This is a genomic window from Cupriavidus sp. Agwp_2 (assembly GCF_040784895.1).
In the GTDB taxonomy this organism is placed as follows: Bacteria; Pseudomonadota; Gammaproteobacteria; order Burkholderiales; family Burkholderiaceae; genus Cupriavidus.
In genome coordinates this window covers 697,017-719,844 of sequence record NZ_CP088084.1, presented here as the reverse complement: position 1 = coordinate 719,844, position 22,828 = coordinate 697,017, and the positions used below count along the sequence as shown (strand labels likewise).

Annotated in this window: 17 protein-coding genes; 15 read left to right on the top strand and 2 right to left on the bottom strand. The window is 66.2% G+C overall.

Annotated features, from left to right (window positions below; all coding sequences use genetic code 11):
- Positions 1-4: 4 nt before the first annotated feature.
- The gene (locus LPA45_RS21030; RefSeq protein WP_317924654.1) at positions 5-1,438 is read right to left on the bottom strand and encodes a cytochrome ubiquinol oxidase subunit I; all 1,434 of its coding nucleotides are present in this window, start codon (positions 1,436-1,438) and stop codon (positions 5-7) included.
- A gap of 394 nt (positions 1,439-1,832) precedes the next feature.
- Between LPA45_RS21030 and LPA45_RS21025 the strand changes: the two genes are divergently transcribed.
- Positions 1,833-2,585: a sulfite exporter TauE/SafE family protein gene (locus tag LPA45_RS21025; protein WP_367395107.1), complete on the top strand. Its 753-nt coding sequence runs from the start codon at positions 1,833-1,835 to the stop codon at positions 2,583-2,585.
- Here the strand turns inward: LPA45_RS21025 and LPA45_RS21020 are convergent.
- Positions 2,582-3,517 carry a LysR substrate-binding domain-containing protein gene (locus LPA45_RS21020; protein ID WP_116321109.1) on the bottom strand — a complete coding sequence of 312 codons (936 nt, stop codon included), beginning with the start codon at positions 3,515-3,517 and terminating at the stop codon, positions 2,582-2,584. The genes LPA45_RS21025 and LPA45_RS21020 overlap by 4 nt on opposite strands.
- A 143-nt stretch (positions 3,518-3,660) precedes the next feature.
- Between LPA45_RS21020 and LPA45_RS21015 the strand changes: the two genes are divergently transcribed.
- The 14 genes from LPA45_RS21015 (at position 3,661) to LPA45_RS20950 (ending at position 22,780) form a co-directional block, all read left to right on the top strand.
- The gene (locus LPA45_RS21015) at positions 3,661-4,677 is read left to right on the top strand and encodes a tripartite tricarboxylate transporter substrate binding protein (RefSeq protein WP_116321108.1); all 1,017 of its coding nucleotides are present in this window, start codon (positions 3,661-3,663) and stop codon (positions 4,675-4,677) included.
- 65 nt (positions 4,678-4,742) lie between these two features.
- Complete coding sequence (locus tag LPA45_RS21010; protein WP_317923906.1) at positions 4,743-6,266, top strand: UxaA family hydrolase; 1,524 nt, start codon at positions 4,743-4,745, stop codon at positions 6,264-6,266.
- 36 nt (positions 6,267-6,302) lie between these two features.
- Positions 6,303-7,778 carry an NAD-dependent succinate-semialdehyde dehydrogenase gene (locus tag LPA45_RS21005; protein ID WP_116321106.1) on the top strand — a complete coding sequence of 492 codons (1,476 nt, stop codon included), beginning with the start codon at positions 6,303-6,305 and terminating at the stop codon, positions 7,776-7,778.
- Between the two features lie 39 nt (positions 7,779-7,817).
- Positions 7,818-8,627: a 4-hydroxy-2-oxoheptanedioate aldolase gene (gene hpaI, locus LPA45_RS21000; protein WP_317923903.1), complete on the top strand. Its 810-nt coding sequence runs from the start codon at positions 7,818-7,820 to the stop codon at positions 8,625-8,627.
- Between the two features lie 60 nt (positions 8,628-8,687).
- Positions 8,688-10,091 (top strand): FAD-binding oxidoreductase, encoded by a 1,404-nt coding sequence (locus LPA45_RS20995; protein WP_376790689.1) that lies wholly within the window; start codon positions 8,688-8,690, stop codon positions 10,089-10,091.
- Positions 10,092-10,241: 150 nt separating this feature from the next.
- Positions 10,242-11,315, top strand: a complete 1,074-nt coding sequence (locus tag LPA45_RS20990) for an MBL fold metallo-hydrolase (protein ID WP_317923899.1) — start codon at positions 10,242-10,244, stop codon at positions 11,313-11,315.
- A 516-nt stretch (positions 11,316-11,831) separates the two neighbouring features.
- Entirely contained in the window at positions 11,832-12,725 is an 894-nt protein-coding gene (locus tag LPA45_RS20985) for an SIS domain-containing protein (protein ID WP_367395106.1), read from the top strand.
- Positions 12,722-13,516, top strand: coding sequence for an ABC transporter permease (locus LPA45_RS20980; protein WP_317923894.1), 795 nt, complete (start codon positions 12,722-12,724; stop codon positions 13,514-13,516). The genes LPA45_RS20985 and LPA45_RS20980 overlap by 4 nt, the downstream gene beginning before the upstream one ends.
- Positions 13,517-13,530: 14 nt before the next feature.
- A complete protein-coding gene (locus tag LPA45_RS20975; RefSeq protein WP_317923909.1) occupies positions 13,531-14,193 on the top strand; it encodes an ABC transporter ATP-binding protein in 663 nt (220 codons plus the stop codon).
- A gap of 29 nt (positions 14,194-14,222) precedes the next feature.
- Entirely contained in the window at positions 14,223-15,314 is a 1,092-nt protein-coding gene (locus LPA45_RS20970) for a chain-length determining protein (protein WP_376790688.1), read from the top strand.
- 2 nt (positions 15,315-15,316) lie between these two features.
- Positions 15,317-17,059, top strand: coding sequence for an SLBB domain-containing protein (locus tag LPA45_RS20965; protein ID WP_317923891.1), 1,743 nt, complete (start codon positions 15,317-15,319; stop codon positions 17,057-17,059).
- 17 nt (positions 17,060-17,076) lie between these two features.
- A complete protein-coding gene (locus LPA45_RS20960; protein ID WP_317923889.1) occupies positions 17,077-19,281 on the top strand; it encodes a glycosyltransferase in 2,205 nt (734 codons plus the stop codon).
- 53 nt (positions 19,282-19,334) lie between these two features.
- Positions 19,335-21,356: a capsular polysaccharide biosynthesis protein gene (locus LPA45_RS20955; protein WP_317923888.1), complete on the top strand. Its 2,022-nt coding sequence runs from the start codon at positions 19,335-19,337 to the stop codon at positions 21,354-21,356.
- Between the two features lie 5 nt (positions 21,357-21,361).
- A complete protein-coding gene (locus LPA45_RS20950) occupies positions 21,362-22,780 on the top strand; it encodes a capsule biosynthesis protein (RefSeq protein WP_317923887.1) in 1,419 nt (472 codons plus the stop codon).
- The last annotated feature ends 48 nt before the right edge of the window (positions 22,781-22,828 follow it).

Here is a 22,828-nt window from a genome sequence, read left to right as displayed (position 1 = left end):
GGTGTCAGCTCCGGGTGCGCGCGGTGGGGTTGGGGGCAAGGACTTCGTCGTCGTCCACGGCGGACAGCGGGCGCGCCGGCGTATGCTCGCGCCCCGGACCGCCTTCCGGCCTTGGCGCTTCCAGCACCGGCCCCTTGCGCACCAGCCGCATCATGTAGGCGATGCCGACGCCGAACACAAAGAAGTACGCGATCACGAAGATCCCCAGCGTCAGCGCCAGTTCGGGCACGCCGTGCGGCGAGACCGCGTCGGCGGTGCGCTGCAGGCCGTAGACCACCCACGGCTGGCGGCCGACTTCGGTGGTGTACCAGCCGGCCAGGATCGCGATCACGCCGGCCGGGCCCATCCACAGCGCCATGTGCAGGAAAGCGCGGGCGCGGTACAGCCGTTCGCGACGGCGCAACAGCAGGCTCCAGGCGCCCAGCGCGATCATCAGCAGCCCCAGCCCCACCATTACGCGGAAGGACCAGAACAGGATGGTCGAATTGGGCCGGTCCTCCGGGGCGAATTCCTTCAGGCCCTGGATCTGGCCGTCCCAGGTGTGCGTCAGGATCAGGCTGCCCAGGCGCGGCACTTCCACCGCGAAGCGGGTTTCCTCGCGCTGCATGTCGGGCCAGCCGAACAGCAGCAGCGGCAGCCCTTCGTTGCCGTGGTTTTCCCAGTGGCCTTCCAGTGCAGCGATCTTGGCGGGCTGGTGCTTGAGCGTGTTCAGGCCGTGCAGGTCGCCGATCACGGCCTGGATCGGCGCGACGATCAGCAGCATCCACATCGCCATCGACAGCATCTTGCGGATGGCCTGGTTGTCGCGGCCGCGCAGAAGGTGCCAGGCCGCCGAGGCGCCCACGAACAGCGCGGTGGCCAGGAACGCGGCCACGCTCATATGCAGCAGGCGGTAGGGGAAGGACGGGTTGAAGATGACCGCGAACCAGTCAGTCGGAACCACGCGGCCGTTGATGATCTCGAAGCCGGCCGGCGTCTGCATCCAGCTGTTCGACGCGAGGATCCACGTGGCGGAAATCAGCGTGCCCAGCGCCACCATCACCGTGGCAAAGAAATGCAGGCCGGGCCCGACGCGGTTCCAGCCGAACAGCATCACGCCCAGGAAACCGGCTTCCAGGAAGAAGGCGGTGAGCACTTCATAGGTCAGCAACGGCCCGGTGATGCTGCCGGCGAACTCGGAGAAGAAGCTCCAGTTGGTGCCGAACTGGTAGGCCATCACCAGCCCGGAGACGACCCCCATGCCGAAGTTGACGGCGAAGATCTTGGACCAGAAGTGGTAAAGGTCGCGGTAGTGCGGGCGCTTGGTGCGCAGCCAGCAGCCTTCCAGCACCGCCAGGTAGGCGGCAAGGCCGATGGTGATCGCGGGAAAGATGATGTGGAACGAAACGGTAAAGGCAAACTGGATGCGGGCGAGGTCTAGCGCGGTCAAACCAAACATAGTTGTTCTCCGTGGCGCTGGCCTGGCGCACGCCTGCGGACGGCGTGGCGCTGCGGGGGCAGGCCGGCCAGCCGGGGGGCGCGCCGGGGCGCGGGCCGTAGGCGCGTGCGGTGAGCGTAGTGTACGCCGCATACAGCGCGATGGGCAGCGGGGCGGGCGGGTGACATTTCGCCGCAGCGGGCGGCGCGGGCACTGCCTTTTGCCAACTGCCGGGGATCATCCTACCCATCGAGGCGCGGCAATAACAGCATCACTTTCAAGAGAAAAGACCGTATCAGTTTTGCGCGGTGCAGCAGCGTCCGCTACTGACATGCCAGGCAAAGAAGTGCATAGTGACGCGCTTGCCCCAATGCTCCTGTCTGGCGCCCACACCCGTGGCGCGCGTCCTGCCTCCATGGATTCCACCTTGCTGATCGTGATCACCGGCGCCGCCGTCGCCGGTTTTGTCCAGGGCCTGTCTGGCTTTGCCTTCGGCATGGTGGCGATGTCGTTCTGGGCCTGGGCCATCGAGCCCCGGCTGGCGGCGGCGATGACAGTGTTCGGCGCGCTCACCGGTCAGTTGCTGGCGGCGGCTTCGGTGCGGCGGGGGCTGTCGTGGCGGCGGCTGTGGCCGTTCGTGGCCGGCGGCGTGGCCGGCATTCCGCTGGGCGTGGCGGTCCTGCCAATGCTCGATGCCCTGTGGTTCAAGGTAGTGCTGGGCGGCTTCCTGACGCTGTGGTGCCCGGTCATGCTGATGGCGGGCCAGTTGCCGCGCATCGGCGTGGGCGGCCGCGTGGCCGACGGCGTGGCCGGCGCGGCAGGCGGCGTCATGGGCGGCATCGGCGGCTTCACCGGCGTGATCCCGACACTGTGGTGCACGCTGCGCGGCTTCGACAAGGATGAGCAGCGCGCGGTGATCCAGAACTTCAACCTCGCCACGCTGGCGGTGACGATGGCCGCCTACGTCGGCAAGGGCATCGTCACGCGCGAGATGCTGCCGATGTTCCTGGTGGTGGCGCCTGCCATGCTGGTGCCGACGCTGCTCGGCACGCGCCTGTACCTGGGTATCAGCGAGGCCACCTTCCGCAAGGTGGTGCTGACGCTGCTGACGGCTTCGGGCGTGGCCTTGCTCGCGACTTCCGTGCCGGCGCTGCTGGCGCGCGGCTAGGCGCCTTCCGCGGCGGCCTGGCGCAGGCAGGCCAGCAACTGCTCCGCGCTGAGCGACGGTGCGCGTTCGCGCAGCGTAATGATGCCGACCGGCGGCAGTTCCACTGGCACCTCCATCGCCAGCACCTGCAGCTTCCCTTCTGCCTGCATCGCACGCGCGACCGATTGCGCCATGAACCCGGCCGCGCCGCGCTGGGCGACGAAGGTCGTCATCGCCAGATAGGAAGACGTCTCGATCACGTCCTGCGGCGGATGCAGCCCGTAACGGTAGAACGCCTGCTCGATCTTCACCCGCAGCGATGCCCAGGGCGGCGGCAGCACGCAGGGCATTGCCGCCAGGTCGGACCAGCCGGGCCGGGTCTTGCGCCCGAGCTTGTGGCCGCGCTTGACCACCACCACCATCGGCTCTTCATACAAGGCTTCGGTCACGAGGTCAGGCGCCGCATAGCCGGGCTCCAGCCGGCCGAGGATCAGGTCCAGTTCGCGCAGGCGCAGCTTGGGCAGCAGGTGCGTCAGGTCGCCTTCCTCCACCAGCACGGTGGCACGCGCGTGGCGGTCCTTGAGCAGCCCCACCGCGCGCGCCAGCAGGACCGGCAGGGCGGCGCCCATCGAGCCCACCTGCACGCGCCCCGACGCGCCGCTCTGAACCGCCGCGATCTCATCGCGGGTCTGCTCGTACTGCGCCAGCACCGAGCGCGCGAAACGCACCAGCGATTCGCCGGCGGGCGTGGGCTCGGTGCCGCGCGTCGAGCGCGTGAACAGCGTCAGCCCCAGCATCTTCTCGACTTCGGTCAGCACCCGCGACACCGCGGGCTGGCTCACCGACAAAAACTCCGCGGTACGGCCGAGGTGGCGGAATTCATCCAGTGCCACCAGCAATTGCAGATGGCGCAGCTTGATATTGGAGCGCAGCGCGCGATCGATCTTGACCATGCCCGCAGTCTACCTAACGAAAACGTTATGAAGCAATGCTAGTTTTTGATTGGATTGTTATGTTCCGCAGCCACAAAATGCGTGACATGACAAAGCCGGCCATGCACCGGTCGCCCATAATCAAAACACGGAGACACCCGCAAATGACCCAAGGACTCCCCATCGACCTGAAGCGCCGCAACCTGCTCATCGGCGCTGCCGCCGGCGTGGCTGCCGGTGCCGCCGGCGTGCTGCTGCCGGGCTCGCGTGCGCTGGCCTCCGCGTATCCCGAGCGTCCCATCACCTTCATCTGCCCGTGGCCGGTCGGCGGCACCGCTGACCAGTCCATGCGCGCGCTGTGCCAGGTGGCCGGCGGCATCCTCAAGCAGTCGATCGTGGTGGAGAACCGTGCAGGCGCCTCCGGCATGATCGGCACCAAGGCGCTGGCGCGTGCCACGCCGGATGGCTACACCATCGGGCAGATCCCGATCTCGGTCACTCGCTTTGCCCAGCTCGGCATGCTGCAGCTGGACCCGCGCACCGAGCTGACCTACCTGGCGCGCACGTCGGGCCAGACCTTCGGCATCGCCGTGCCGGCCAACTCGCGCTACAAGACGCTGCAGGACGTGGTGGCGGCGGCCAAGGCTAGCCCGGGCAAGATCACCTATGCGCACGCCGGCATCGGCGGCGCGACCCATGTCGGCATGGAGCAGTTTGCGCTGGCCGCTGGCGTGCAGTTCAACGCGATCGCCTACAAGGGTGGCGCCGCCGCGCTGCAGGACGTGCTGGCGGGTCAGGTGGACCTGCTGGCCGATTCCAGCTCGTGGGCACCGCATGTGGAAGCCGGCAAGCTGCGCCTGCTGGCAACCTGGGGCGAGCAGCGCGCGTCGCGCTTCAAGGACACGCCCACGCTGAAGGAACTTGGCTACAACGTGGTGGTGGAAGCGCCCAATGGCATCGGCGCGCCCAAGGGCCTGCCGCCCGCGGTGGAGAAGACGCTGCGCGATGCCTTCCGCGCAGCGGTGGCGAGCAATGAATTCAAGCAGGTCGCGGCACGGCTGGATGCACCGCTGATGTACCTGGACGGCCCCGACTACAAGAAGTACGTGGCCAGCGTCTATGCCCAGGAAACCGAGCTGATCAAGCGCCTCAAGCTCAAGGAACTGCTGCAGCAAAGCTGAGCTTAGTTGCAACCCCAGCCGCCCCACCTGTCGCACCACCAGCCGTCCACCAAAGCGAAGCCCAAGTGAAGCCCAATCCCGTCATCCGCCTGCACGCCAACGACAACGTGCTGGTCGCCCGGCATGAACTGTCGCTGGGCCAGCAGCTTGTCGAACCCGCGGTGCGCGTGCGCGCGCAGGTGCCGGCCGGACACAAGATCGCGGCCTGCGCCATTGCCGCGGGCACGCCGGTGCGCAAGTTCGATACCGTGATCGGCGTGGCGGCGCGCGATATCGTGCCCGGCGAGCACGTGCATTCGCACAACCTGACATTGGTCGATTTCTATCGCGACCCGGCGTTCTGCCAGGACGTGCGCCCGGTCGACTACGTGCCCGAGGCGCAGCGCGCCACGTTCAACGGCTTCGTGCGCGCCGATGGCCGCGTCGGCACGCGCAATTTCATCGGCATCCTGTCTTCGGTCAATTGCTCGTCCACGGTGATCCGGCAGATTGCCGCGCATTTCACCCCGGAACGGCTGGCTGCCTATCCCAACGTCGATGGCGTGGTCGCATTCGCGCAGACCAGCGGCTGCGGCATGTCGTCGCCGAGCGAGCATTTCGACGTGCTGCGGCGCACGCTGGCCGGCTATGCGCGGCATCCCAACCTGGCGGGCGTGCTCATCGTCGGGCTGGGCTGCGAGCGCAACCAGGTCGCATCGCTGGTCGAGTCGCAGGGTCTCGAGCCCGGACCCGCGGTGCATACGCTGGTGATGCAGGACACCGGCGGCACGCGCGCCACCATCGCGGCGGGCATCCGCGCGGTCGAGGCGATGCTGCCCGCGGCCAATGCCGCGAAGCGCCAGCCGGTGCCGGCCAGCCATCTCAAGATCGGCCTGGAGTGCGGCGGCTCGGACGGTTTCTCGGGCATCAGCGCCAACCCGGCTCTGGGCGCGGCCATGGACCTCCTGGTGCGCCACGGCGGCACCGCCATCCTGTCGGAGACGCCTGAGATCCACGGCGTTGAATTCATGCTGACGCGCCGCGCTGTCTCGCCGGAAGTCGGGCAGAAGCTGCTCGACCGGCTGGCCTGGTGGGAGCGCTACACCGCCGGCCATAACGCGCAGTTCAACGGCGTGGTCGGCCACGGCAACCAGCAGGGCGGCCTGGCCAATATCTTCGAGAAGTCGCTGGGCTCCGCGATGAAGGGCGGCACCACGCCGCTGCAGGCGGTGTACGAGTATGCCGAACCGATCGACCGCGCCGGCTTTGTCTTCATGGACTCGCCCGGCTATGACCCGGTCGCCGTAACCGGCCAGATCGCCAGCGGCGCCAACCTGATCTGCTTCACCACCGGCCGCGGCTCGATGTTCGGCTCCAAGCCCGCCCCGACGATCAAGCTCGCGTCCAACTCCGCCATGTTCCAGCGGCTGGAAGAGGACATGGACATCAACTGCGGGCTGGTGCTCGATGGCGAGCTGACCGTGTCCCAGATGGGCGAGCGCATTTTCCAGCATATCCTGCGTGCCGCTTCCGGCGAGCCGACCAAGAGCGAGATGCTGGGTTTGGGCGACAACGAGTTCGTACCCTGGCACCTCGGCATCGTCAGCTGATTGCTGGCTTTCCCACCATTTTTGAATCGACATCCGATGGCCCTGAACCTTGCCGAGCCCGCGCTGCTGCGCAGCCAGAACCTGATCGACGACCACTGGCGCGATGCCGGCCTGGGCGGTCGCCTGTCCGTCACCGATCCCGCCACCTGCGAGGCCTTTGCCTTCGTGCCCGACAGTGATGCCGGCGATGCGCGCCTGGCGGTCGATGCGGCCGCCGCCGCATTCCCGGCCTGGAGCCGGCGCACCGCACGCGAGCGTGCGCAGCTGATCAAGCGCTGGCATGCACTGATCCTGCAGCACCAGGAAGACCTGGCCCGCATCATCTCCACCGAGCAAGGCAAGCCCCTCAAGGAAGCGCGCGGCGAAGTGCTGTACGGCGCGTCCTACGTCGAATGGTTCGCCGAGGAAGCGACCCGCATCTGCGGCGACATCGTCGCGGAAGCTGTGCCGGGCCGCAAACTGCTGGTTCTCAAGGAGCCGGTAGGCGTGGTCGCCGCGATCACGCCGTGGAATTTCCCGCTGGCAATGATCGCCCGCAAGATCGCTCCCGCGCTGGCCGCCGGCTGCACCGTGGTGGCCAAGCCCGCCGAAGACACGCCGCTGACGGCTCTGGCGCTGGCATGGCTGGCACAGCAGGCCGGCATTCCGGCGGGCGTGCTCAACATGGTCACCGCCTCGCGCGAGCATACGCCCGGCGTGGTCGATGCCTGGCTGGTCGACAGCCGTGTGCGCAAGGTCACGTTCACCGGCTCCACGCCGGTCGGCAAGCACCTGGCGCGCGAATCCGCCGCCACGCTGAAGAAGCTGTCGCTGGAACTGGGAGGCAACGCACCGTTCATCGTGTTCGAGGATGCCGACCTGGATGCCGCGGTCGACGGCCTGATGGCGTCGAAGTTCCGCAACGGCGGCCAGACCTGCGTTTGCCCGAACCGCGTCTATGTCCATGAGGCGGTCCACGACGACTTTGTCGGGCGGCTGGCTCAGCGCGTTGGCGCGCTCCACGTCGGCCCCGCGACGGAAGACGCCGCGCAGATCGGCCCGATGATCAATGCGCGCGCCGTCGACAAGATCGCCCGCCACGTCGATGACGCCGTCGCCCGCGGCGCGCGCGTGGTCACCGGTGGAAAGCGCGTGCGCACCGACGACGGCCCGAACTACTACGCGCCGACCGTGCTGGTCGATGCCACGCCGGCGATGGAGCTGTCGTGCGAAGAGACCTTCGGCCCGGTCGCGCCGATCTTCCGCTTCCGCGACGAAGCCGAGGTCATCCGCGACGCCAACGACACGCCGTTCGGACTGGCCGCCTATTTCTATTCCAACGATATCCGCCGCATCTGGCGCGTGGCGCAGGCGCTGGAAACCGGCATGGTCGGCATCAACGAAGGCGCGATCGCCGCGGAGGCAGCGCCGTTCGGCGGCGTCAAGGAGTCCGGCTACGGCCGTGAAGGCTCGCGCCATGGCCTGGACGACTACATGCACACCAAGTACCTTTGCCAGGGTCAGCTCGGCTGAAGCGCCGGGCAACCGTCAGATCGAACAGGAAGAATCCACATGCCCGCAGACAACCCCTTCAAGACCGCGCTGGCCGCGCGCCAGCCGCAGATCGGCCTGTGGCTGTCGATGGCCACGCCGTACCTGGCCGAAGTGTCGGCCACCGCCGGTTTCGACTGGCTGCTGATCGACGGCGAGCACGCGCCCAACGACCTGCAAACCACGCTGCAGGCGCTGCAGACGCTGGGCGCCTATCCGTCGCAGCCGGTGGTGCGCGCCGTGTCCGGCGACGTGGCACTGATCAAGCAACTGCTCGATATCGGCGCCAAGACGTTGCTGGTGCCGATGGTCGACACCGCCGAGCAGGCACGCACGCTGGTCAGCGCGACCCGCTACCCGCCGCAAGGCATCCGCGGCGTGGGCAGCGCGGTGGCACGGGCTTCGCGCTGGAGTTCGCGCACCGATTACCTCGACGTGGCCGATGACGAAGTCTGCCTGCTGGTGCAGGCCGAGACCGTCACCGCGCTGCAGAACCTGGAAGCCATCTGCGCGGTGGACGGCGTCGACGGCGTCTTTATCGGCCCCGCCGACCTCGCCGCATCGATGGGCCATCGCGGCCGCCCCGGCCATCCCGAAGTACAGGCTGCGATCGAAGGGGCGATGCGCACCATCATCGCCAGTGGCAAGGCCGCCGGCACGCTGACCTCCGATCCCGCGCTGGCGCGCCGCTACCTCGAACTCGGCTGCACCTTCGTGGCTACCGGCGTCGACGTGCTGGTCTATGCCAATGCCGCGCGCAAGCTGGCGGCATCGTTCCGCGAGCAACCGGCCGACGCTGCCGCCGACACCAAGCCCTCCGCCGCGTACTGACCCGCTTCAGGACTAACCATGCAAGCCGTCCCCCAGACTCACGAATCCACGCTGCGCGCGATGGAAGCCATCGTCGGCGCCAACGCCTGCCGCACCGGCGAGGCCGACACCCAGGCCTACGTCACCGACTACCGCGGCATCTACCGCGGCCAGGCGCAGGTGGTGGTGCTGCCGTCGTCGACGGAACAGGTCAGCCAGGTGCTGCAGTGGTGCCATGCCAACCGCGTGCCGGTGGTGCCGCAGGGCGGCAATACCTCGCTGATGGGCGGCGCGGTGCCCGACGACAGCGGTACCGCGGTGGTGGTCAACCTGGGCCGCATGAACCGCGTGCTGGAAGTCGACACCATCAACGACACCATGACCGTGCAGGCCGGCGTGACGCTGAGCGCCGCACGCGGTGCAGCCGAAGGGGAAGGGCGCCTGTTCCCGCTGCGCATCGGTTCTGAAGGCTCGTGCCAGATCGGCGGCAACCTGTCGACCAATGCCGGCGGCACCGCGGTGCTGCGCTACGGCAATATGCGCGACCTCGTGCTCGGCATCGAAGCGGTGCTGCCCGACGGGCGCATCTTCTCGTCGCTGCGAGGCCTGCGCAAGGACAACACCGGCTACGACCTCAAGCATTTGTTCATCGGCGCCGAAGGCACGCTTGGCATCATCACCGGTGCCGTGCTCAAGCTGATGCCGCAGCCGCGCAGCACCGCCGTGGCGCTGGTTGCGGTCAAGGACCCGGCTGCCGCCGTGGCGCTGCTCGGCGAAGCCAAGCGGCTCTCCGGCCAGGCCGTCAGCGCATTCGAGCTGATTTCGCGGCCCGCGCTGGAACTGGTGCTGGAATTCCTCGGCAACGTAGCCGCGCCGCTGCAGGACCGCCACGACTGGATGGTGCTGGTCGAACTGACTTCCGGCACCGACGCTGAAAGCCTCAACGCCACGCTGATGGAAATCCTCGAGTCCGGCTTCGGCCAGGGGCTTGTGCTGGATGCCGCCGTCGCCTCCAGCCTGTCCGACGTCCAGACCTTCTGGCGCATCCGCGAAGAGATCTCCGACGCGCAGACGCGCACCGGCGGCAGCATCAAGTGCGATGTCTCGGTGCCGCTGTCGCGCATCGCGGCCTTTGTCGAAGAGGCTTCGGCCAAGGTGCTGGAACTGGTGCCGGACGCGCGCATGGTGATCTACGGGCACATGGGCGACGGCAATGTCCACTTCAACCCGCTGCGGCCCAGGGAGCAGGCGGCCAAGGATTTCCTGGCGCGGTGGTATGAGCCGGTGTCGACGCTGGTGGATGGCCTGGCCTACGCCGGCAACGGCTCGGTGTCGGCCGAGCATGGCATCGGGGTGGCCAAGCGGGACGACCTGGTGCGGTACAAGTCGCAGGTGGAGCTGGAACTGATGTGGCAGGTGAAGCGGGCGCTTGATCCGATGAATCTGCTGAATCCGGGGAAGGTGCTGCCGGCGCCTCGCACATAAGGGGCGGCGCAACGCAAGCCCTGGCGGCGGGGGCGCGAGGGCTGGCCAGGCGGCCGTGGCAAGAATCGTCCATCTCGGCTAAGGTGTGTCCTATTGACAAGGTCCGGCCCGTGCGAGTGGCCGGCCCGCACAACACCGCCCCCGACCACCATGAGCGCCCACGCCAGCCCCAGCGTCCCCGCCATCGAGAAGCCCGAACTTCAGTATCCCTGTGGCGAACCGCCCGAACCAGGACGCGCCATCGAAGTCGCGCCCGGCGTGATGTGGCTGCGGATGCCGATGCCGCTCGGCCTGAACCATATCAACCTGTGGGCGATCCGCGACGAAGGCGGCTGGGCCGCGGTCGATTCCGGGCTGCAGACCCCCGAAACAGCGCAGGCCTGGCGCACGCTGTTTGGCACGGATGGCGCGCTGGCCGGTGGCCTGACGCGGTTGTTCGTCACCCACATGCATCCGGACCACGTCGGCATGGCCGGCTGGCTGACCAGCAAGTTCGGCTGCCAGTTGTGGATGACCCGGCTGGAATACCTGATGTGCCGGGTTCTTGCCGCGGACACCGGCAGGGCAGCCCCGGCCGACGCGATCGAGTTCTACCGGCGCGCCGGCTGGGACGACGAGGCCATCGAGGTCTATCGCGCCCGCTTCGGCGGTTTCGGCAAATATGTGCATGCCTTGCCGGAGAGTTTCCGCCGGCTGACCGATGGCGACACCGTTCGCATCGGCGCGCATGACTGGCAGGTCATTGTCGGCACCGGCCACTCTCCCGAGCACGCTTGCCTGTACTGTCCCGCGCTGAAGGTGCTGGTATCGGGCGACCAGGTGCTGCCGCGCATTTCCTCCAACGTTTCGGTGTTCCCGACCGAGCCGGATGGCGATCCGATGCAGGACTGGCTGGCTTCGCTAGAAAAGGTCAAGGCCGCCGTGCCGGATGATGTGCTGGTGTTGCCGGCGCATAACGAGCCATTCCGCGGCCTGCATGCCCGGCTGGACTACCTGCGCGCCAGCCAGCTGCAGGCGCTGGACCGGTTGCGTGCGGCGCTGGCCGAGCCGAAACGGGCGGTCGACGTGTTCGGCGAACTGTTCTCGCGTCCGATTACGGGCAGCGGCGGCTTGCTTGGCATGGCCACCGGGGAAAGCATCGCGCACCTGAATTACTTGCTTGAACGCAAGGAGGTTGTGCGCGAGCTTGGCAGCGACAATTGCTATCGGTATCGACTGAAGTAGGGGGCCTTTTCCCGTGCTCCTTTCAATGGACGCGGTCGGCTGTATGGGAAAGTTGCAGATTGGTTGCTGTGAAGCTTCTCATCGCACTTAGGAATTTTCTGAATTTTGTCGTGGCACCATGCGAATGGCTGGGCACGATGTGGTTTCTATTTTCGTCATTGCTGTTCGATTGCAATATTCTCAAAACAATCTGACCGATAAATCCCGGGAATAACGCGGATCAATTCCGAAAAATGCGTCACAGGCATGTGAGAATCGAAAAAAAGCGCGCATACGCGTCCGTTTAAGCGCCATTCCTGGGGGTGTCGCCGCCAGTAGTCACTCCCCATCGCCAAACCTTATTATTTGCGCTCGCAAGAATGTGCCCAACCGGGGCATCGCGGCGGGTCGGATAATAAGGGCACGATGGAAACAGGTTTTCGGGACGAAGTAGCGGGTGCGGTCAAAATCGGCGGGGAACGCCCCTCGGCCATCGCCCGGTCGGTACTCTGCCAACAGGCCGAGGCCGTCGGCGCAATGGCCCAGGCGGTCGGTCCAGAGCTGGATGTGGCGGTTGCGTTGCTGCTCGAATGCCGCGGTAACGTCATTGTCTGCGGCATGGGCAAATCGGGCCTCGTTGGCCGCAAGATGGCAGCGACCTTCAGTTCCACCGGCACGCCCAGCTATTTCCTCCACCCCGCCGAGGCCCTGCACGGCGACCTCGGCGTGGTCAGGCCGCAGGACATCCTGATCCTGATCTCCAACAGCGGCGAGACCGAAGAAATCCTGCGGCTGTTGCCCTCCCTGCAGGAGTTCGGCAACCGCATCATCGGCATTGGCAGCGCGAGGTCTTCGACGCTGGCGCGCCACAGCACGGTGTTCCTGCACCTGCCCATGGAGCGCGAGGTCTGCCCCAACAACCTGGCGCCGACCACGTCGACGCTGCTGACCATGGCGCTGGGCGATGCGCTGGCGGTGAGCCTGATCACCCTGCGCGGCTTCCAGCCATTGGATTTCGCGCGCTTCCATCCTGGCGGCAGCCTCGGCCGCAAGTTGCTGGCGCGCGTGCGCGACGCCATGCACCGGCACGTGCCGGCGGTAGCGCCGGCGACACCGCTGCGTGAGGCTATTGACGCCATGACGACCGGGCGGCTCGGGCTGACCGTGGTCCTGGAGGATGGCCGCTTGTGTGGGCTGTTCACCGACGGCGACCTGCGGCGCGCGATCGAACGCGACCGGCAGGCACTGGACCGGCCGGTGGCGGACTTCATGAGCCCGCATCCCGTGACGATCCGTGCCGATGCGCGCCTGGCCGAAGCCGAGCAGGCCATGCACGCGCGCGGCATCCGGGCACTGGTGGTGCTGGATGCGCAACGGCAGGTGGCCGGCATCCTCGACTTGTTCGATCGCCACGGCGTACCGCAGCAATGAGCGGGTCCGCGGTAGTCCGGTCTGATGTTTCCGTGGCGCTGTCGGTCTGGCGCGCGCTGTTCCTGCGCGAGGCCGGTGCCCGCCTTGCCGCCAGCCGTGCCGCGTGGCTCTGGATATTGCTGGAGCCCGCCGCGCATATCGTCTTCCTGATGGTGATGTTCGGCATGATCCGGCACCGGGTGATGGCGGGCGCGAACGTGGAGATCTTCATCCTGCTCGGCGTGTGGGGCTTCTTTCTGGTGCGCAATGTGGCCATCCGCTGCATGGAGGCGGTCAACGCCAACCAGGCGCTGTTCGCCTACCGGCAGGTGCGCCCGGTCGATACCGTGCTGGTACGCGCAGTCCTCGAAGCGTTTCTCTACCTGATGGTCGGCGTGGCGCTGCTGGCCGCGCTGGCGTTGTGCGGGATCGCGGTGCGTCCGGCCGACCCGCTCCGGGTGTTCCGTTCGGCATGCATGTTATGGACCCTCGGCCTGGGCCTAGGACTGGCCTTTTCGGTCGTTGGCACGCTGTTGCCGGAAGGCGTCAGGCTGGTACGGCTGGCCTTCACGCCGCTCTATTTCATGTCGGCCGTCATGTATCCGGTGTCGACGCTGCCACACGGCTTGCGCCAGGCGGTGCTGCTGAACCCGATCACGCACGGGCTTGAAGCCATGCGCAGCGGCTACTTCACGGGGTATCACGGCGATTCGCACGTCTGCCTGGGGTACCTGGCATTCTGGGCGCTGGCCGGCACCTGTCTCGGACTGGCGCTGCATGCACGCTTTGCTGCGAGGCTGCGCGCGCAATGAGCGCCTTGATTGCGATGATCGAAGTCCGGGACGTTTACAAGCGCTATCGCGCAGCGGCCAGCGCGGGATGGGTACTGGAGGGCGTGTCGTTCAGCATTCCCAAAAAGAGCAGGGTGGCGCTGATCGGCGCCAACGGTGCCGGCAAGTCCACGCTGCTGCGCCTGATCGGCGGTACCGACCAGCCCGATCGCGGGCAAGTTGCGCGCCATTGCCGGGTGTCCTGGCCGCTGGGCCTGGCGGGCGGCTTCCAGGGTTCGCTCAGCGGGCGCCAGAACACCAAGTTCGTGTGTCGGATCCACGGTGCAGGGGCCAGCATTTCGGCCGCGCAGGCGTTCGTGCGCGAATACTCCGGGCTGGACGGCGCGTTCGACGCGCCCGTGAAGACCTATTCGTCGGGCATGCGTTCCCGGCTGGCGTTCGCGCTCTCGCTCGCGTTCGACTTCGACATGTATCTTGTCGACGAACTGACCGCGGTCGGCGACACGGCCTTCCGGCGCAAATCACAGAAGGCGTTCGAGGACCTTGCCGGGCGTGCCGGGCTGGTCATGGTGTCGCACAGCGAATCGACGCTGCGTGGTTTCTGTGACGCCGCGGTATGGCTGCACCGTGGCCGCGCGCAATGGTTCGACTCCGTTGATGAAGCCTTGCGCCGCTACAGGGAAAGCATTCCGGCATGACCACGACGTTCAGGTCCGCGGCCCTGGCGATGCGCGGCAAGCTCTTCGATCTCAGTCCCGTCTGGCGCGCTGCACTCGGGGCGTGCCTGCTGGCGATCCTGTATTGGGGAGCGATTGCCTCTGACCTGTACGTGTCCGAGGCGCGCGTCGTGATCGAGCGCAGCGACGGTATCGGCGCCAATGCCGCGGACTTTTCCTCCTTGCTGAGCGGTAGTGCGGCGCCACAGGACTTGCTGCTGCTGCGTGAATACCTGCTCTCCACCGACATGCTCGCCAAGCTGGAATCCAGGCTCGGCCTGCGCAAGCACTATGCCGACAGCCGCCGTGACCCGCTGTCGCGGCTCTGGTTCGACGACGCTTCGCTGGAGCGGTTCCATGCCTACTATCTCAGCCGCGTCAGCGTCGAATATGACGATTTTTCGCGCGTGCTGGTGGTTAGCGCCGAGGCCTACAGCCCCGCGATGTCACACGCCATCGCCAGCGCACTGGTCAGCGAAGGGGAGCGCTTCATGAACGAGATGACGCACCGGATCGCCGCGGAGCAGGTGGTGTTCATCGAAAGACAGGTGCACGAGCAGGGCGAGCGGCTCGGCAGCGCACGCCAGGCACTGGTCGCCTACCAGGACGCCAACGGGCTGGTGTCGCCGCGGGGGGAAGTAGAAAGCCTGTCGAATGTGGTGGCCAATGCGGAAGGGACGCTGGCGGATCTGCAGGTCAAGCGCGATGCGCTCAGGGATGTCTTCACGCCGGAATCGCCCGCGATCCAGCAACTCGATGCGCAGATCGCCGCGGTGCAGCGGCAAATTGCCGGGCAGCGTGGGCGCATGGTGTCGACCCGCGGGCGGGGGCTGAACAAGGTGCTGGAGGAGCATGAACGCCTGCAGGCCGCCGCGGAGTTTGCGCAAGACCTCTACAAGACCGCGCTGGGCGCCCTGGAAAAGGCACGCATCGAATCGACCCGCAAGCTCAAGAACGTGGCGGTGGTGCAGAGCCCGACCCGGCCCGAATACCCGCTGCAACCCCGCCGCCTCTACAACATCGTGGTGTTCGTGCTGACGGCGCTGATGGCTGCCGGGGTGGTCGAACTGCTCCGCGCCATCATTCGCGATCACCGGGACTAATGATGCTCGCAAGACGCCTGATTGACTTCCTTGCATGCGCCGCCCTTGCCGCCATTGCCGCCATCGCCAATCCCGGCGTTGTCCATGCGCAGGGCGGCACCGGCTTGCCCGCTTTCCCGCGGGCAACGGCGCTCGTCCCGATGGAACTGCCCGCGCCGGCCGCACAGGGTGGAACCGTGACAGCGCCGGTATTGCCGGCGCAGACAGTGCAGCCGCTTCCCGACAACGCGCCGCAGAACAATGACTACGCCGCGAACATGGCCAGCGACGCCTTTGGCGCGCAACTGTTCACCGGCGCGTTCAGCCGCGACAGCGCCGCTGTGTTCAATCCGAGCCATGTGATCGCCGTTGGCGACCGCATCCAGTTGCGCATCTGGAACGGCTACAACGTCGACACCGTGCTGACGGTCGATGCCGGCGGCAACATCCTGCTGCCGGAAGTGGGACCATTCCGCGTGCAGGGCACCACCAATGGCGCGCTGCAGGCTGCCGTCAGCAATGCGTTGCGCCGGGTGTTCGCCAGCAAGGTGTCGATCTACGCCAGCTTGCTCGCGGCCCAGCCGGTGCGGGTCTACGTGACCGGGGCGGTGCGGCGGCCAGGCCTGTACGACGGCACGTCCAGCGACAGCGTGCTGCGCTACCTGGACCAGGCCGGCGGCATCGACCCGGAGCGCGGTTCGTTCCTGGATGTCGCCATCCGGCGCGGCAACCAGACCCTGGAGGTGGTCAACCTCTATGAGTTCCTGTTGCGGGGTGAGCTGCCCGCGCGCCAGCTGAACAACGGCGACGTCATCCTGGTCCGGTCGCGCAAGAAGACGGTCAAGGTCACGGGACTGGCCGATTACGCCCGGCGCTTCGAGTTTCCCGGCGAGCAGACGCGGCTGGCTGACCTGATGAGACTGGCGCGGCCGTTGCCGCAAGCGACCAATGTGCGCGTGGTGCGCAACACCGGCACCGTCAGGGATGTGGAGTACTTCCCCATCACGCACGAAACCCAGGTCGCCCTGTTCGACGGCGACGAGATCGAGTTCACGGCTGACAAGCGCCCGGGCACCATCACCGTGCGGGTGGAAGGCGCGCACGACGGGCCGCAGGAGTATGTCCTGCCTTACGGCAGCCGCATGGGCCAGTTGGTTGGCCGCCTGCGTTTCACCCCTGTGTCGGATGCGGACAGCATCCAGTTGTTCCGGCAGAGCGTCAAGGCGCGCCAGAAGGTGTTGCTGAGCACCACCCTGCAAAGCCTGGAAGCGAGCGTGCTGACCGCCCGCGCGGGTACCGCGGAAGAGGCGCAACTGCGGCGGGAAGAGGCCGCGCTGGTGCTGCAATGGGTGGAGCGCGCCCGCAAGATCGAGCCCAGCGGCCAGACCCTGATCGCGAAAGCGTCGGGACGCGACCGGCTGCTGCTGGAGAACGGCGACCTCCTGCGCGTGCCGGTCAAGGACGGCCTGGTGCTGATCAGCGGGGAGGTCCTGTTTCCGAACGCGGTCGCCTACGACCCAGGCATGGACCTGGACGAATTCATCCGACAGGCGGGCGGATTCTCTCAGAACGCCGACACCTCCCGCGTGCTGATCGCGCACCGGGACGGCAGCTTCTCCGACGGCAAGCGCGATGACACGGTGCGCCCGGGCGATGACATCATGGTGCTGCCCAGGGTGGATTTCAAGACGCGGCAGTTTGCCAAGGACGTTTTCCAGATTCTTTACCAGATTGCTATCAGCGCCAAGGTTGTCCTCGGCCTCTGAACGATAGGACCGGATCCATGCTGACCATCATCACACCCTTCTATGCCAGGCAGCGCGATGACTACCTCTATGAGCGGCTGCGACGTTTCGTTGCCTGCGAGCCGGTAGTTCCGGGCATACACAGGTTGATCGTCGACTTCGGGTCGCCGCAGCATATCGTCGATGATGTCGCGGCATCCTGTCAGGCGTCGGGTTATCGCCTGTTGAGGCTGGATCGGCTGGGCGAGCCGTTTTCCGCCGGCGCCTGCCGCAATCACGGGGCGCAGGTGGCATCCACCGAATTCATTGCGTTCCAGGACGTCGACCTGACGGCGCCGCCATCCGTGTACCAGCGGCTGGCGGAGAGCCTGCGGCTCGCGTCACCCAACTTCAATCACCTGGAATGTCTTCCATGCCTCTACCTGACGCCGGCGGGTACCGCCGAGTACGAATCGATGGCGCCCGAAGCGGCCAGGGCGCGCTTTCAGGAGTACTTCGCCGAGGGCGATGCCGAACGCATCCAGATGTATGCCCCGGCCACGTCGGCCATCGTCCTGCGACGGGCCTTTTATCTTTCGATGGGCGGCATGCGCCAGGAATTCTTTGGTCATGGCTACGAAGACTTCGAACTGATGAACCGGCTTGCCTGGAAAGCCCGGCGCTTTATCCGGTCGCACGACTACTATTCCCACGATTACAAGTACGGCGCGCTGGAGTACAAGGGCTATCGCAGCTTCTTTTCGCTGTTCGGGCGCCAGAATATGGCCTCGGGCATGTTCTTCTGCCATCTGTATCACCCGACGCCGTCGCTGCCGGGCTATGCAAAGCGCAATGCCGCTAACCGCATGCTGTTCGAACGCTTTGTCAAGGCGCTCGATACGGACCTGGAACTGCCGCCCGCGCTGTGCGATGGCGCCTCGGCGCAACGGACGCTGGCACTGTCGGGCCGGAACACGATACCGATGAAGAGCATTCGCATGGCGATCGCGCATCTTGGCAACGTGGCGTACATGGAGCCCGGCGACTTTGTCGATGCGCAGGCTTTCGTCAGCTACGTGCGAGAGCACCGCTTCAACCGGGTTCTTTTCCTGACGCCCTACGGGAACGATCAGCGGCTGGCGCTGTATCTCGCCTGCAAGGCCGCTGGCATCCCGTTGCTCGTTTTCGATCGTGGCGCATTGCCTGGCTCCTGGTTCTTCGACCCTTGCGGTTTCAACGCCGACAGCGCGTCGTATGCGCCATCGAAATGGAATTTCCCGCTGTCGGCAGAGGCGAAGGAGGCGGCCGAGCGCTATGTCGATGCACTGGTCTCATCCGAAGAGACCCTGGAAAAGAATGGCGACCGGATCGGCGCGGAAAATCTGCGCGCGAAATATAACCTGCAGGGCAAGAAGGTGCTGTTTGTTCCGATGCAGCGCCCGGGCGATTCGGTAATCCGTCATTTTGCCGGCCATGCGGAAAGCATGGAGAACTTCTGCTTCGTGTTGTCCCAGCTGTCGCTGCGGCTACCTCCGGACTGGCGCGTCGTGGTGAAGCGGCATCCGCTTGAAACAACCATGCCGCCGGTTCCTGGCGCCATCGAGCTGGCTCCGGCAACCCACGTCTACGATGCGTTGTCAGCGTGCGACGCGGTCCTGACGGTTAACTCCGGCGTCGGGTTGCTGTCGCTGTTGTTCGGCAAGCCTACCTACAACTTCGGATCCGCGTTCTATTGCCATGCCGGGCTGTCCACGCAGGTGCGCGGGCTGGAGGATATCGTGAACAGTGTGTCGGAGCTGCGGGTGCCATCGCAGGAGCACGCGCTGCGGTTTGTGCATTACCTCACCAATGCGTTCTATTCCTTCGCCGATACGCAATACCGCAAGGTCAACGACGGTGGGGCCACGCGCAATGTCGCAATGAACCTGGACTTCACCGAACTGAGGCTTCCGGGACAGCCGCTCCGCACATTCTTCTGGCGCACCGAGCCTGCCAGGAAGAACTCGCCGGTCTATGACTTTTACCGCGAGTACATCGCACGGATGGGCAAGCCCGCCGCGATACCGCCCAAGGTCGCCGCATCGAAAGCCGCGGCTACCCGGGCGCCGGTCAAGGCTGCAGTGACCGAAGTGCCGAAGGCAGGTACCGCCAGCAACGTACCCGCCGTCAGGCGGATGCCGGGCACGACCGCTCGCAAGCTGTCGAAGCTGATTCGCGATCCTCGGCGATTCTTCGTGGATGCCCTGAGGAACCGGGCTGGCTGAAGCCGCGGATGCCGGCGCACAGCCGTCCGCTTCGGCCGCCAACAGAGACAAGCATGCTTGCGATTCTGTCGAGGGGAATACTGCGTACGCCGCACCTGGACGCCTTCCTGGGCGAGGAATTTGTCTTTCTCCGGCCCGGAGCCAGGTCAGCTGGCGTTGACGGCGTGGTGGCCTGGGGCCGGCGTCCGAGCGCGCGCAGCGCCGAGTCGTATGCCGCCCGGCATGGCATCACGCGAGTGCTGTGGCTGGAAGATGGCTTTATCCGTTCGGTCGGCCCGGGACAAGGTTTCCCGGCCTGCTCGATGGTCATCGACGATCTCGGCATCTACTATGACGCCGCAAGTCCCTCCCGATTCGAGCACCTGGTGGCGATGCCGCTGTCAGGGCGGGAGCATGCACGGGCCCGCCAGCTGATCGCGCGATGGCGCGAAGCCGGCGTCTCCAAGTACAACCATGCGCCCGCTCCTGCCATGCTGCCGCAGTCGCCATACGTACTGGTGGTGGACCAGACGATCGATGATGCCTCGGTGCGCCATGGACTAGCCGATGCAGGCAGCTTTCAACGCATGTTGCACGCAGCGATCGAGAGCTATCCCGGCTGCCGGATCGTGGTCAAGGAGCATCCGGAAGTGTTTGCCGGCCGCAAGCGCGGCTATCTTGGCGAATTGCTGGACAAGTGCCCGGATGCGCGCGTGCAGCGCTTGGCCGAGGATGTCCACGTGGTGCCACTGCTGCGCGCGGCCACGGCGGTGTTCACCGTGACCTCGCAGGTCGGCTTCGAGGCATTGCTGCATGGCAAGCCCGTCCATACGTTTGGCATGCCGTTCTACGCCGGATGGGGACTGACCGCGGACTGCCTGCCGCGCCCGGAGCGGCGCCGCCCTGTATCGCTGGACCAGTTGAGCTATGCCGCCCTGGTGCGATATACCCGCTATGTACATCCCCACACCGCAGATCGGTGCGAAGCCGAAGACATCATCGATTATCTGGCGCTGCAACGCCGGATGCGCCAGCAGTTTCCTGTGCAGTTGCACGCCGTGGGCTTTTCCCGCTGGAAGCGGCCCATCCTGCGTGGCTTCCTGCAAGGCAGCCAGGTGCGGTTCCATCGCAGCATCCGTAATGTGCCGCGCGGAGCACAAGTACTCATCTGGGGCAGAACACATGACCTGGCAGGTCGGCATGACTTGTCCGCCATCACGGTGGAGGATGGCTTCCTGCGCTCGGTCGGGCTCGGCGCGCAGTGCGTTCGTCCGATCTCATGGGTATTCGATCGCAGCGGCATCTACTACGACGCCTCGATGCCGTCGGAACTGGAGCGGCTGCTGAACGAGGCGGAATTCGATAAAGCGATCCTGACGCGTGCGGCGCACCTGCGCGCGGCCATTGTCCAGGGCGGATTGACCAAATACAACGTCGGGCAAGGCAACTGGAGACGTCCCGCCGGCGGACGCGAGGTCATCCTCGTGGTAGGCCAGGTCGAGGCGGATGCCTCGTTGCGCTATGGTTCGCCCGGCATCCGCACCAACCGCGACTTGCTGGAAGCGGTTCGCGCGCACGCCCCCAACGCTTACCTTGCCTACAAGGCCCATCCCGACGTACATGGCGGTCTGCGCGGGAGACGTACCGCGGAGGCAGGCCTGCGCGCATGGTGTGATGAGATGGTGTCCGGCTATCCCATGCAGCAACTCATCGGAGAAGTCGACGAAGTCCATGTGATGACCTCGCTGGCCGGCTTCGAGGCGCTGCTGCGCGGCAAGCGGGTCACCGTGCATGGCGCGCCGTTCTATGCGGGATGGGGACTTACCGAGGACTGCTGCACACCGCCGCGGCGGCGCCGCAAGCTGTCGCTCGACATGCTGGTCGCGGCGGCACTGATCTTGTATCCGCGCTATCTCCTGCGCGATGCCGCTATGGGTTTCGCGACGCCAGAGGAAGCCATCGCCCACCTGCTGCGCTGGCGGCAGGAACCGGCTGCGCGCGGGCGGCGATTGCTGCGCCAGGTCGTCCATCCGTTCTGGCAGTGCTGGCACCGGTGGCGCGATGCGCGCGGCCAGTCGGCCAAGACACCGACATAGCCGCGATGCAAGCCATCGATTCATGCAAGCCACGGGCGGGCATGCTGTCGCCAGCCGATGACGAGGCAGCGGGCCCTGCAGCCGTCAGGACAATCGAAGCCAGCTTCGACAACATTGCCAGGCACCGGCGCATCCTGCTGCTCCAGGGCCCCAACGGCCCGTTTTTCGCCCGACTGCGCGACCTGTTAGTTGGGCGTGGGGGCCTGGTCACGAAGGTCAATTTCAACGGCGGCGATGACTTGTACTACCGCGGCGGAGATATCGTCCGTTTTTCTGATGCCATGCCGGCGTGGGAGGCATATCTGCGCGGGCTTTTGCAAGCGCGCCGGATCGATGCCATCGTGGTATTCGGCTCGGCCCGGCGACAGCATCGCATCGCTGCGCGTGTGGCGCGCGAGTTGGGCATTGCGTATTGGGTGTTCGAGGAGGGCTATGTCCGTCCTGACTACATTACGCTTGAGGCCGGCGGGGTCAACGCGGAGTCGCCGCTGGCGAGCGTGCAGCTCGGCGCGATCCCGCAGGCGGGGCGCACAACGCGGCCGTGCCGGTTTAAACATGCCTTCGGGCTGATGGCGTGGCATTCGTTCTGGTATTTCGTTGCCGGCAGGCTGGGTCGGGGCGGGTATCCGCACTACCGTCACCACAAGCCGTTCACCGTGCCGGAGCTGGGCCGGTGGCTGCGCGCCGGCTACCGCAAGATCCGGTTCCGCTGGCAGGAACGTGATTTGCGCCGCCGGCTGCTGGCCAGCGACCATCCGCATTTCTTCATGGTGGCGCTGCAGGTCAGCAGCGACAGCCAAATCCGGCAGCATAGCCCGTGGCGACGGATTGAAGACTTCATCGAAGCGACGATCCACTCGTTTGCCTGGCATGCGCCGCCGGACAGCCAGCTGGTGCTCAAGCACCACCCGATGGACCGGGGCCATACCGACTACGCTGTGACGATTGACGCGATCTGCGCGCGATATGGCGTGGCGGAGAGGGTGTTCTACCTGCATGACGCACGGCTGCCTTCGCTGCTGCATCGCTGCGTGGGCCTGGTGACCATCAATTCGACCACAGGCCTGCAGGCGCTCTTACATCGGGTACCGGTGATCGCGCTGGGGCGCTGCTTCTATGACAAGCCGGGACTGACCTTCCAGGGCTCGCTCGAGCTGTTCTGGAGCGATCCGCCGGCGGTGGACATGCGGGCGTTTTCGCGGTTCCGGCACTACCTGCTACGCGTGTCGCAAATCAACGCATCGTTCTATGCGGACCGTCCTGTGTCCTCCCGCGGCGTGCTGTCGCCCAGGCCAAGCCGGTTGCGGCAATTGCCGCGGCGCGTGCTTTCCGTCTTCTGCCTGGTGATGGCGGATGCCTACAGCGGGCGCGCCTGCAATATCGGCGCTGTGCTGGACTGGCTTGTGCAGATGGCTGCAGGCTGAGTTCGCTGGGGGTGCCTGGCGGGCACGGATCGCATCTGGTGCAGGCTT